Source organism: Kosakonia sp. CFBP8986 (assembly GCF_034044935.1).
In the GTDB taxonomy this organism is placed as follows: Bacteria; Pseudomonadota; Gammaproteobacteria; order Enterobacterales; family Enterobacteriaceae; genus Kosakonia; species Kosakonia cowanii.
Window position 1 is genome coordinate 564,946 of the sequence record NZ_JAXCXB010000002.1, and the last position, 12,498, is coordinate 577,443.

The 12,498-nt window shown below is 43.8% G+C and carries 10 protein-coding genes; all 10 read left to right on the forward strand.

The window, feature by feature from the left end:
- Positions 1-3 precede the first annotated feature (3 nt).
- The 10 genes from pseI to wzzB all read left to right on the forward strand — a co-directional run bounded on the left by pseI (position 4) and on the right by wzzB (position 12,471).
- The gene (pseI, locus tag SOM48_RS06260) at positions 4-1,053 is read left to right on the forward strand and encodes a pseudaminic acid synthase (RefSeq protein ID WP_320511622.1); all 1,050 of its coding nucleotides are present in this window, start codon (positions 4-6) and stop codon (positions 1,051-1,053) included.
- A 16-nt stretch (positions 1,054-1,069) separates the two neighbouring features.
- On the forward strand, positions 1,070-2,230 hold the full coding sequence (locus tag SOM48_RS06265; RefSeq protein ID WP_320511623.1) for a hypothetical protein: 1,161 nt from the start codon (positions 1,070-1,072) through the stop codon (positions 2,228-2,230).
- Positions 2,227-3,633 (forward strand): DUF6418 domain-containing protein, encoded by a 1,407-nt coding sequence (locus SOM48_RS06270; RefSeq protein WP_320511624.1) that lies wholly within the window; start codon positions 2,227-2,229, stop codon positions 3,631-3,633. The genes SOM48_RS06265 and SOM48_RS06270 overlap by 4 nt, the downstream gene beginning before the upstream one ends.
- On the forward strand, positions 3,578-4,690 hold the full coding sequence (locus tag SOM48_RS06275; protein ID WP_320511625.1) for a glycosyltransferase WbsX family protein: 1,113 nt from the start codon (positions 3,578-3,580) through the stop codon (positions 4,688-4,690). Before SOM48_RS06270 ends, SOM48_RS06275 begins: the two co-directional genes overlap by 56 nt.
- A 2-nt stretch (positions 4,691-4,692) precedes the next feature.
- Positions 4,693-5,916: a lipopolysaccharide biosynthesis protein gene (locus SOM48_RS06280; protein ID WP_320511626.1), complete on the forward strand. Its 1,224-nt coding sequence runs from the start codon at positions 4,693-4,695 to the stop codon at positions 5,914-5,916.
- Positions 5,909-6,838 carry a glycosyltransferase family 2 protein gene (locus SOM48_RS06285; protein ID WP_320511627.1) on the forward strand — a complete coding sequence of 310 codons (930 nt, stop codon included), beginning with the start codon at positions 5,909-5,911 and terminating at the stop codon, positions 6,836-6,838. Before SOM48_RS06280 ends, SOM48_RS06285 begins: the two co-directional genes overlap by 8 nt.
- Positions 6,839-6,897: 59 nt before the next feature.
- Positions 6,898-8,283: an undecaprenyl-phosphate galactose phosphotransferase WbaP gene (gene wbaP / locus SOM48_RS06290; protein ID WP_320511628.1), complete on the forward strand. Its 1,386-nt coding sequence runs from the start codon at positions 6,898-6,900 to the stop codon at positions 8,281-8,283.
- A gap of 143 nt (positions 8,284-8,426) precedes the next feature.
- Positions 8,427-9,833, forward strand: a complete 1,407-nt coding sequence (gene gndA, locus SOM48_RS06295) for an NADP-dependent phosphogluconate dehydrogenase (protein WP_076770117.1) — start codon at positions 8,427-8,429, stop codon at positions 9,831-9,833.
- Between the two features lie 266 nt (positions 9,834-10,099).
- Positions 10,100-11,266, forward strand: coding sequence for a UDP-glucose 6-dehydrogenase (ugd, locus tag SOM48_RS06300; protein ID WP_320511629.1), 1,167 nt, complete (start codon positions 10,100-10,102; stop codon positions 11,264-11,266).
- Positions 11,267-11,487: 221 nt separating this feature from the next.
- On the forward strand, positions 11,488-12,471 hold the full coding sequence (gene wzzB / locus SOM48_RS06305; protein WP_320511630.1) for an LPS O-antigen chain length determinant protein WzzB: 984 nt from the start codon (positions 11,488-11,490) through the stop codon (positions 12,469-12,471).
- Positions 12,472-12,498 lie beyond the last annotated feature (27 nt).

Below are 12,498 nucleotides of genomic sequence, written 5' to 3' on the forward strand. Positions count from 1 at the left end.
GTAATGAATAATTTTATCACTATCAATGGACGCAAAATCGGCAAAGACTATTCGCCATATATCATCGCAGAACTTTCGGCCAACCATAATGGCGATATCAATCGTGCATATAAAATCATGGAAGAAGCCAAAGCCGCAGGCGCAGATGCAATCAAATTACAAACCTATCGCGCTGATACCATTACGATTGACCATGATAGTGAAGATTTCCAGATCCATGGTGGATTGTGGGATGGGCAAACGTTATTCAATCTCTATAAAGGCGCGCAAATGCCGTGGGAATGGCATGAGCCGCTTTTTGCAAAAGCGAAAGAACTGGGCATCACCATTTTTAGTAGCCCGTTTGATTTTACCGCTGTTGATCTCTTGGAAAAATTAGATGCACCGGCCTATAAAATCGCCTCATTTGAAGCTATTGACCTGCCATTAATTAAGTATGTCGCCAAAACAGGCAAGCCGATGATTATTTCGACCGGCATGGCCGATGAGGCAGAAATTCAGGAAGCTATCGACGCTGCTTATGAAGGCGGTTGTAGGGAATTGGTAGTTTTACATTGCGTAAGTGGCTATCCGGCTCCCGCGGCAGATTATAATCTCGCCACTATTCCGGATATGGCGCAGCGGTTTAATGTGATTCCTGGCCTGTCTGACCATACCATCGATAATACCACCGCTATTGCAGCTGTTGTATTAGGTGCCAGCGTGATTGAGAAACACGTTACTCTCGATCGTAATGGTGGGGGCCCTGACGATAGTTTTTCACTAGAGCCTTCAGAACTGCACGCTTTATGTCGCGATGCGAAAACTGCATGGCAAGCGCTTGGTCGTGTTAATTACGAGCGTAAGGAGAGCGAAAAGGGGAATGCGAAATTCCGTCGATCTCTCTATGTCGTCAAAGACATTAAAAAAGGTGAACTGTTCACTACAGAAAATATTAAAAGTATACGTCCAGGTTTCGGTGTTGCGCCTAAATTTTATGATCATTTTATTGGTAAAGTAGCAACTTGTGACATTAAACGTGGTGAGCCACTGAAATTCGATTTTATCGAATAGTTGAACAGAGAGCAGCATGTCGAACTTTGATGATCTTTATGCCTATGTTGAAGAAAGAGATTTAAGAGATAAAAATTTCAAAACTAATATTAGAAGTTTATATCTGAAAAACGCAAAATGGATATTTCCGTTTAATGATGTTCTTTCTTCAATATTTTTTTTCTGGTTACGTCCAGCTAAGAAAAAGAAATACTTCTTTCTTGGGACAAGATTTACGCATCTTATCTCTGCCCTTCCAGTAGAGGAAGTATGTATCATTGGCGGTCCAAAGCAGTTATTGTATTGCCTTAGAAATAATATCCACTATATTCCAAATGGAGTGTTTTGGAAATTATTGAGTAAAGGCTTTATTGTCAATAATTTCAGTAAAATAAAACAGACTGCATACAAACAGGGTAAACTGCTCGGGAAAATACGTCACGATACCCAGCAAGCACTAATGATCGTTGAAAATGACTCGCTTCCTATTCAACGCTTATATTGTAATATAGCAGCAGAATCAAATATTAAAACGGTTTGTATTCAGCATGGCCTCTTTCAGTCGAGAACAGACCCTAAAACCATCGATGGTTGGAAATGCGATTACTTCATTTGTTACGATGACAAACAAAAAGAAGTGCTTTCAGGTTTAGGTATAGATCGTCATAAAGTGATGATAGGTGGATTCTATGAACCTATTATTCAAGTGAAGACATATTCCAAAAAACCTCCGCTCAAAGTTTGTTTTTTAGGGCAGCCATGGTTTAAGTATGGGGATGTTTATAAAAATAAATATCAGCACATTGTTAATGTTCTTAGCACCTCTCTTCGCGAGCCTGAAAGTCATTTTTACTTTAAGCCTCATCCTTGGGAAAAGGATGCTGAGTATCTTAAAAATATGAGCAATGTCTTTATGGGAAGTATGCAAGAGGCTATCGAAAGCTACGATGTTTTTTTCTCTTTTACCTCAACTGCTTTGCTAGAAGTTACGATGGCGGGAAAAGTTGCAATACAAATTTATGACGACTTATTTGCTTGTGATAACTTTGAAACGCTCGGCTATGCTTACTCTGTCAAAAGTGATGAGTTGAAGGAAAATATTCCCGCTTTGCTACGACACACGCCGTATCCATTAGAATTACCGTCCTTTGACCACTTGGTTAACCAAATTAAATTATTAACTAAGGTGATACTGTGAGTGAAAATTCGGGAAAACAATTTAACTCGATATTCATAATAATATTATCTTTAACATGTGTTATAGCTGCAAGTGTAAGTTCAGATTTATTTATTGTTGCAGGTAGTATTAGTCTGGCTTTATTCTTTGCTTTTTGTATAACTATTTATAAAAAGCAGCAATACTTTTTCTTTTTGGTGCTACCTTTCCTTTTTCCACAATTTACAGCGATAGTGTCGAATTTTTCTCTCGAAACCGGCGCGTTTATTGAAGAGTTAAAGGTAACATCATACGCAACAGGTGGGGCAACAAGGCTGGTTTTCTTTGTGCTCTCCTTTTTCTTTGTTGCCCTGGTGGTCTTTCGGTTTATTAATAAGTACAGAGTAAATCGATTTTTCTTCGTTCTTCGTGGCGATTATTCAAAATTAGAGCGACAATTAATTTTTTTTGTAGCTGGGCTGATTTTTTTAGCGCTGACAATAAATGCATTGATATGGGGTAGTCCACTATTAAAAGGCGTTCAGCGTTTCGATTATTGGACGGCACATCCTTATCCATCTTTCAGGAATTTGCTTTATCAGGGGTACTTACTGTCATTTATTCTTGGGGTTTACATAACCAAATCAAAACTAACCACTCAACGTAAAAGTTGGAAATATATATTTTTAGTTTTATGTTTTTGCTTGTTTAATATTGTATATGGTGAGAAATTCACTGGCGTCTTCTTGACACTGCTCTATTTCTTTGTGGGCTTTTTTGGTGCGCTGGTACTCTATAAAAAAATTAACGTAGTAACTGGAAAAAACATTATCTTTGTTCTGATTGTTGGGTTGTTATTGTATGGTTTGATCTACTATCAATACAAGTACATCCACCAACTGCCAGGGAGTATATTTTCTTTCATAGAAAGTCGCGTGCTTAACTTGCAAGGCGAAGTTTGGTGGGCAATAGATCGCAAAGATTACGACGGCAGTGCTCTCTCATATCTTTATAAATATAGCAGTGATTGTACCGAGACTGGTGGCCTTTACTTTCTAATGTATCAAATTGCACCCGGAAGTATGGTTGATTCATATTGTCAACGTGGCATAACGTTTACTATGGGATATCCTGCGATCCTATTACCGACCGCTGGTTACTTTTTAGGGTATGTCCTTAATCTTCTATTTGCTGCACTGGTAGGCATAACCCTTTTTCTCATTAAAAAATCTATTGAGTACCCAAATGTTATTTCACTGTTCCTTTCGGCTAAAGTTCTGCTAATAGAAACGCATGCGCTTAATATGGGAAATATATATAACATTCTGGATGTAAAATTCTTTGCTTATTTCTTACTGTTGCTCTTCTTTTCTGAATTAAGGTTAAAAAATGCACAAATTGGTAGCCATGTACCTGCCTCAATTCCATCCGGTCAAGCGAAATAATGAATGGTGGGGTGAGGGTTTCACGGAGTGGCGTAATGTTGTTAAAGCAAAACCGCGTTTTCCCGGACACCATCAACCGCAGTTACCGGCCGATTTAGGCTATTATGATCTCCGCCTTGCAGAGACGCGCAATCATCAGGCAAAGATGGCCAAAGAGCATGGGATTCATGGTTTTTGCTATTATCACTATTGGTTCAATGGTGAATTATTGCTTGAGCAGCCTGTTGAAGCAATGCTGAATTCACAGGATCCCGATTTTCCTTTTTGCCTTTGCTGGGCAAACGAAAACTGGACCCGTGCGTGGGATGGGATGGAACGTGAAGTGTTAATCAAGCAGGATTATACTGCTGATGATGCAATGGCTCATATGAGATATCTCGCGCCGTATTTTAAAGATAAGCGCCACATTCGCGTTGGCGACAAGCCCGTCTTCTTGATTTATCGAGTAGATAATATTCCCGAGCCGAAAAACTACATTCAATCATTGCGCAATTATGCAGCAGAAAATGGTGTTCCCGCCCTTCACTTGGTGGCAGTCAAAAATGGCTTTGTAGAGTTGCCGGACGCAGAAATATTATCGCTTGGTTTTGATGCCATCATGGATTTTCAGCCAAATCGTGCTGATTTCCCTAAGCAAAATAAATCCTCATCCCAGCAACTCGTCGATATCGCGCGCAATGTGCTGCCAGCCTCGGTTTATCAGGCCCTTAAAGGTAACGTTTCAGCGGTCAATCGAATCGACTACAAACAGCTGGTAGCAGAAAAAACCGCACAGGTATGGCCAAAAGATTACGTGAAGTATCCTGCTGTATTCCCCTCATGGGACAATACCGCTCGCCGCAAAACGCCTACGGTTATACAAAACAACGATCCTGCCGATTATCAGAAATGGCTGGAGTACGCGATTGTGTCAACCAGCTCTTATGACGACGATCAGCAGTTCGTGTTCATTAACGCCTGGAACGAGTGGGCGGAAGGGTGCCATCTTGAACCAGATGAGAAGATGGGTAAAACATTCCTGGATGTCACCAAAAAAGTTATCGAAAGACACTCTTAATCGTGAAAATCCATAATCTCCTTATACGCGGCGCGACGTTAGCAAGCCGCTTTATATTGGTTATATTTATTGCCAAGTTCCTCTCTGCCGAAGAACTTGGCATTTATTCACTTTTTGCTGCTTCGATAAGCTATGCATTATTCTTTGTAGGGATGGATTTTTATACATTCTCCTCAAGGGAAATATTGTCGGTGGACAAAAGTAACTGGTTCGGAATAGTGAAAAACCAGTTCTCATTTTATTTTGCGTTTTATATTTTAAGCTTTCCGCTAACTTACTTACTATTCTATTTTGGTTTTCTTTCTCAAGAGTATATCGTTTGGTTTTATTTGATACTGGTGGCTGAGCACCTGTCTCAAGAATCCATGCGATTACTTGTGGTGCTAGACAAGGCATTTAAAGCCAACTTATCACTATTTATTCGTTCCGGGATATGGGTTTATATCGCGGTTGTTGTCATGTTCTTTGATATTGATTTGCGTCAGGTATCAGTAATTTTGATACTTTGGCTAATAGGATCAAGCGCCTCTGTAATACTTATTATACCTGATCTCATCCAGCTGAGGCGAAGTGCCATAGGATCACGTAATATTGATCTTGGCTGGATGTGGAAAGGTGTGAAAGTTGCTGTACCACTGCTAGTTGGGACTCTGGCCTTGCGCTCGCTCTATATCGTTGACCGCTATTCATTAAGTTATTTTAGTGATTATTCAGCCGTTGGTATTTATTCATTTTACTCGAGTTTTGCAAATGCTCTGCTAGCATTCGTTGATGCCGTTGTCGTTATGCAACTTTATCCGAAAATAGTGAGCGCGGTGAAGCAAAGTGATGCGGTAAATCTTAGGGTGTATAAAAAGAAATTCATTACATCAGTGGCGTTCTTGAGCTTGGTTCTTTTTATTACTTTGCCAGTTGGTGTATGCGTTTTATTAAAATGGATGAATAAACCTGAATATTTTTCCTATTTCTCAGTGCTGGCTATTTTAATGGCGGCATGTGTGATCTACTGTTTCGCCCTTTTACCACACTACGAGCTTTATGCGCGTAATGAAGATAGAAAAATAATTTTCTCTTCGCTGTGGGCTGCGGTCGTTGGCGCAATCGCAATGCCTGCTGGCGCATATTATTATGGCGTATATGGCGTCGCCGCAGGTCAATTATTGGCTGTGATTTTCTTATGTTTTTACAAAGTTATCCTGTTGAGGAAGAGTAAGCTGAATGTTTAAAAATATTTGCGTCATTGTTCCTACGTGCAATGGCGGAGCTATATGGAAACAAGCTGCATCAGAACTATCGAAACTGCAAAGTGAGCATGTAAAAGTTGTCGCTATCGATTCTGAATCTACTGATTCAACCCGGCAAATTGCGGTCGATTATGGCTTTGATGTTCTTGATGTGAAAAGAAGCAATTTTAATCATGGCGGCACACGCAATTTAGCAGCGCAATATTGCATTGAAAAACTCAATGCCGGCCTGCTTATCTTCCTGACGCAGGATGCTATTTTGCAATCTGCCGAAACAGTAATTGCAGAAATAACTAAAGCATTCTCAGCCGATCCAAAACTTTCAGCGCTGTATGGGCGTCAGTTACCACATGATAACGCGAATGCAATTGCACAGCACGCCAGATATTATAATTATAAAAACAGCGGATATAAAGCAACGCCTGAGAATCATAAAGCGATGGGCTTAAAAGCCGTCTTCTTATCTAATTCTTTCGCTGTCTATAGCGTTGATATTTTTATACAGCTTAACGGATTTCCTGAGAACACTATTCTCTGTGAGGATATGTTCTACGCTGCAAAATCCATTCAAAATGGTTTTGCTATTGCATACTGCCCAGATGTAGCTGTGAAGCACTCACATAATTACTCTCCTGTTGATGAGTTTAAACGCTATTTTGATATCGGTGTTTTCCATGCTGAAGAACCCTGGATTGGAAAATACTTCGGAGGGGCGAGTGGGGAAGGTAAAAATTTTCTAATCTCTGAATTTAAATTTTTGCTTAAGAATAAACCTTTGCTAATGCTGAACGCTTCGGTAAATAATGCCATGAAAATACTAGGTTATAAGATTGGTAAAAATTATAAAAAACTTCCTGCGTCACTGTGCAAAAAGCTTAGCATGCATAAAGCATATTGGAAATAAGGTATCATGTGAACAATAATATGACATCATTACGAACTTTTTTTGTCAGCAAATGCTCGATGGCAATTGTTGACACAATTAATGTGATATTACCTTTTTTCTTATCGTTAGGAATAATTGATTATATTACAAGTAACCTGCCAAGATTTATTCCTCAGCGAGAGTTTGACGACCGCGTAATTACGCATATCTCTCTTAGCTTGATTTGTACCGCATGGTTTTGGTTAAGACTAAGGCATTACTCATATCGCAAACCTTTTTGGTTTGAGCTAAAAGAAATCCTGCGCACACTGGCTATCTTTGCCATTATTGAGCTGTCCGTAATCGCCTTTTCAAAATGGCAATCTTCCCGCTATCTATGGGTTCTTACCTGGACACTGACGATGCTTATGGTGCCAATTGGACGCACCGTGGCTCGTCGTATTCTGGATCGCTTCGGCTACTGGAAAAAAACAACCATTATCGTCGGCACTGGTAAAAATGCAGTTGATGCATGCAGCGCATTACGCAGTGAAGAAAGCCTGGGTTTTGACGTCCAGTACATGTTCGGAACTTCACCTGGTTATGCCAATAAAACTGAAGGTGTGACCTTTATTACCGATGAAGCATGGCTCATTTCGCACTTCAAAGATAAAGTTGCGCAGTTTGTTATTGCCGTCGAGTCCGACGAGACCGATGTTCGAGACTATTGGTTAAAAACGCTTTCAATTAATGGTTTTCGCCATGTATCGGTGATTCCTACGACACGAGGCTTGCCCCTATATGGCACCGATATGGCATTTCTTTTCAGTCATGAGGTGATGATATTCCGGGTTAACAATAACCTGGCAAAACGCACCTCTCGTTTCGTTAAGCGCACATTCGACATTATCTGTTCTCTGCTCATCATTCTGATCAGCTCCCCGTTGATGATCTACCTATGGTACAAAGTGACACGCGACGGTGGGCCGGCGATCTATGGCCATATGCGGGTAGGGCGCCACGGCAAGCTTTTCCCATGCTATAAATTTCGTTCAATGGTAATGAATTCTCAGGAAGTGCTACAGCAACTGTTGAGTACCGACCCGGAAGCAAGGGCTGAGTGGGAACGGGATTTCAAACTAAAGAACGATCCGCGTATTACACCTGTTGGCCGTTTTATTCGCCGCACGAGCCTTGATGAATTACCACAATTATTCAATGTGCTTAGAGGTCAAATGAGCCTTGTAGGTCCACGACCAATCATCTCCGAAGAACTTAGTCGTTATGACGAAAATGTTGATTATTATTTGATGGCTAAGCCAGGTATGACCGGTTTGTGGCAGGTAAGCGGACGTAATGACGTCGATTACGATACGCGCGTCTATTTTGATTCCTGGTATGTAAAAAACTGGTCGCTGTGGAACGACATCGCTATTTTGTTTAAAACCATCAAAGTTGTTTTGCATCGTGATGGCGCTTACTAACCTTACTATTTATAGCAATTCAGGTTGGCTGAAAGCCGACATCAATTGCTACCTCTGGGTTTGCAACCTGAGTTAACATACGATTCACTTTTGCCTGCCAGTCCGATCTGCGGCAGGATATCCACATCTGACAGGAGTATGTAATGTCTAAGCAACAAATCGGCGTTGTTGGTATGGCCGTGATGGGGCGCAACCTGGCGCTGAACATCGAAAGCCGTGGCTATACCGTTTCTATCTTCAACCGCTCGCGCGAAAAAACCGAAGAAGTTGTTGCCGAGAACCCAGGCAAAAAGCTGGTTCCTTACTACACCGTACAAGAATTTGTCGAATCTCTGGAAACTCCCCGCCGTATTCTGCTGATGGTGAAAGCCGGCGCGGGTACCGATGCCGCGATTGACTCCCTGAAACCATACCTGGATAAAGGCGACATCATCATTGATGGTGGTAACACCTTCTTCCACGACACCATCCGCCGTAACCGTGAACTCTCAGCGGAAGGCTTCAACTTTATCGGCACCGGCGTTTCCGGCGGTGAAGAGGGCGCGCTGAAAGGGCCTTCTATCATGCCTGGCGGCCAGAAAGAGGCTTACGAGCTGGTTGCGCCGATCCTAACCAAGATTGCTGCGGTAGCTGAAGATGGCGAACCGTGCGTCACCTATATCGGTCCTGACGGCGCCGGTCACTATGTCAAAATGGTGCACAACGGTATCGAATATGGCGATATGCAGCTTATCGCAGAAGCCTACGCTCTGCTGAAAGGCGGCCTGAACCTCTCCAACGACGAGCTGGCGAAAACCTTCAGCGAGTGGAATGCAGGCGAGCTGAGCAGCTATCTGATCGACATCACCAAAGATATCTTCACTAAGAAAGATGAAGAGGGCACTTACCTGGTTGATGTGATCCTTGATGAAGCGGCTAACAAAGGTACCGGTAAATGGACCAGCCAGAGCTCGCTGGATCTCGGCGAACCGCTCTCGCTGATCACCGAATCAGTATTCGCTCGTTACATCTCCTCTCTGAAAGAGCAGCGCGTTGCGGCTTCCAAAGTCCTGTCCGGCCCGCAATCTAAACCGGCTGGTGATAAAGCGGAGTTCATTGAGAAAGTGCGTCGCGCCCTCTATCTGGGCAAAATCGTCTCCTACGCGCAGGGCTTCTCTCAGCTGCGTGCCGCCTCTGACGAGCACAACTGGGATCTGAACTACGGCGAAATCGCGAAGATCTTCCGCGCGGGCTGCATCATTCGCGCGCAGTTCCTGCAGAAAATCACCGATGCCTATGCAGAAAACCCGGCTATCGCTAACCTGCTGCTTGCCCCTTACTTCAAGCAGATCGCTGATGATTACCAGCAGGCGCTGCGTGATGTTGTCGCCTATGCGGTTCAGAACGGCATTCCTGTACCGACTTTCTCCGCCGCCGTCGCTTACTATGACAGCTACCGCTCTGCGGTGCTGCCGGCGAACCTGATTCAGGCGCAGCGTGACTACTTCGGCGCGCACACTTACAAGCGCACTGATAAAGACGGCGTATTCCATACGGAATGGCTGGATTAATCTGATAATCATCCATTAGTTGAATACAAGCCCGGTTGGTAAAACCGGGCTTTTTTTTCATCGAAACCGCGATAATTACGGGGAAGGGCATTTATTTTTAGGAATAAAGCCAGGCAAACTCAGGCAGGGCGGGCTTTGCAGCGACTGTTTGTCTTATTGACACTCTCTCAACGGAAGAGGTAAAAACCCCAACAGTTATTGATATAAAGCGGTGGCGATGGGATCGCCACCTCCGGTTTCATACACTGACAAAAGTTGCTTATCGAATGAAAATAACAATCTCCGGAACAGGTTACGTTGGGTTATCAAACGGCATCCTTATCGCGCAGAACCATGAAGTCGTCGCGCTCGATATTGTGCAGTCCAAAGTGGATATGCTTAATGAGAAAATTTCTCCCATTGCGGATAAAGAGATTGAGGAGTATTTACAGACTAAGCCACTCAATTTTCGCGCAACCACGGATAAGCATGACGCCTACCGCAACGCGGATTACGTGATCATCGCCACGCCGACCGATTACGATCCGAAATCCAACTACTTCAACACCAGCAGCGTAGAGTCGGTGATCCGCGACGTTCACGCCATCAATCCCCAGGCGGTGATGATTATCAAATCGACCATCCCGGTGGGCTTCACTCAGTCGATTAAAGAGAAGCTGGGCATTGATAATGTCATTTTCTCGCCAGAATTCCTGCGCGAAGGCAGAGCGCTGTACGACAACCTGCACCCGTCACGCATCGTGATTGGCGAGCGCTCGGAACGCGCCGAGCGCTTTGCGGCGCTGCTGCAGGAAGGCGCTATCAAACAAGATATTCCGGTGCTGTTTACGGACTCCACCGAAGCAGAAGCGATCAAGCTGTTTGCCAACACCTATCTGGCAATGCGCGTTGCCTACTTTAACGAGCTGGACAGCTATGCCGAGAGCCTTGGCCTGAACACGCGTCAAATCATTGAGGGCGTCTGCCTCGATCCGCGCATCGGAAACCACTATAACAACCCCTCATTTGGTTACGGCGGCTACTGCCTGCCGAAAGATACCAAGCAGTTGCTGGCGAACTATCAGTCGGTGCCGAACAACATTATTTCAGCCATTGTTGATGCCAACCGCACGCGTAAAGACTTTATTGCTGACTCCATCCTTGCGCGCAAACCGAAAGTTGTCGGTATCTATCGACTGGTGATGAAGAGCGGTTCAGACAATTTCCGCGCATCCTCAATTCAGGGCATCATGAAACGCATTAAAGCGAAAGGCGTGCAGGTAATCGTCTATGAGCCAGTGATGCAGGAAGATGAGTTCTTCCACTCGCGCGTGGTGCGCGATCTTGAAGCGTTTAAACAAGAGGCGGATGTGATTGTCTCTAACCGCATGGCGCGCGAACTGGCGGACGTAGAAGATAAAGTCTATACCCGTGACTTATTTAACAACGATTGAGTTAACGCATTGATGGAAAACGACCCATTAGGGCCGTTTTCCATGCTTCGTTTTAGCATAACGTTGCTTCGAAACCAGGAATACGTCTATTAGGCACGCACATCTGCTTAAAAAATACTCGATAACATTTATTTACACGGAATCCTATAGCAAAAAAAGGCTGAAAGGCTAAACTCGCGCTCTATGAATCTATTTTTTAGCGCTTCTTATTTAGGGTGGCTATGACAGACAACAAAAACAATCTGCCTTACAGGCAGGACAGCGATGCTGAGCAAGTTGATTTGATTGACCTTTTAATGCAAATCTGGCGTGGAAAATGGATTGTTGCCGTATTTATCGTATTTTGCTTAATTATTGCGGGCATCTATCTTGCATTCGTTAAGGAAAAATGGACTTCCGTTGCGGTTATTAGTTCGCCTGATGCGAGCCAAATCGTAGATTATACGAGCGCAATGAGTATTCTCACCAATGACGATCACTTCGATATCAGCGGCATTCAGCAGCGGGTTATTGGACGTTTCAACTCCGCCTTTGCCGCGCTCTCCGAAACGCTTGATAATCAGACACCCCCTGAAAAGCTGACTATTAATACTGCCGTACAAGGACAACCGCTACCGCTGAAAGTGACCTATCAAGGTTCTACGGCGAGAGAAGCCCAGCAGAAACTGGCAGAGTATATCCAACAAGTCGACGAGCTGATCGCTAAAGAGCTGGTTGATGATCTGAAGATCAACATTAAGTCACGCACCGACGATCTCGTTGAGTCTTTGACTACGCAAGAGAAAGTGGCTCAGGAGCAAAAAGATCTGCGTATCAAACAGATTATGCAGGCGCTCTCTGTGGCAAAAGAGGCAGAAGTGCGTTCACCGCAGGTACAACAAACGGAAAATGTGTCGCAAGACACAATGTTCCTGCTCGGTAGCGCCGCGCTGGAGTCGATGATTAAAAATGAATCGTCGCGCCCGTTAGTGTTCTCCGACGACTACTATAAAACGCGGCAAAACCTGCTGGACCTGAAGACAATCGAGATCAAACCGGACACTATTCACAGCTATCGTTATGTGATGAAGCCAACGCTGCCTATTAATCGTGATAGCCCACGCAGATCACTTACTATGATCCTCGCTGTGCTTATTGGTACCATCATTGGCTCAGCATTCGTTCTGATTAGAAACGCGGTGCGAAGCTACCAACCGAAAGCGTAAAATAGAAAAACCGGGCACTGCCCGGTT

Coding starts and splice junctions, on each gene's coding strand:
- pseI (WP_320511622.1), top strand. CDS start 4: ATGAATAATTTTATCACTATCAATGGACGCAAAATCGGCAAAGACTAT.
- SOM48_RS06265 (WP_320511623.1), top strand. CDS start 1,070: ATGTCGAACTTTGATGATCTTTATGCCTATGTTGAAGAAAGAGATTTA.
- SOM48_RS06275 (WP_320511625.1), top strand. CDS start 3,578: ATGCACAAATTGGTAGCCATGTACCTGCCTCAATTCCATCCGGTCAAG.
- SOM48_RS06285 (WP_320511627.1), top strand. CDS start 5,909: ATGTTTAAAAATATTTGCGTCATTGTTCCTACGTGCAATGGCGGAGCT.
- wbaP (WP_320511628.1), top strand. CDS start 6,898: ATGGCAATTGTTGACACAATTAATGTGATATTACCTTTTTTCTTATCG.
- gndA (WP_076770117.1), top strand. CDS start 8,427: ATGTCTAAGCAACAAATCGGCGTTGTTGGTATGGCCGTGATGGGGCGC.
- ugd (WP_320511629.1), top strand. CDS start 10,100: ATGAAAATAACAATCTCCGGAACAGGTTACGTTGGGTTATCAAACGGC.
- wzzB (WP_320511630.1), top strand. CDS start 11,488: ATGACAGACAACAAAAACAATCTGCCTTACAGGCAGGACAGCGATGCT.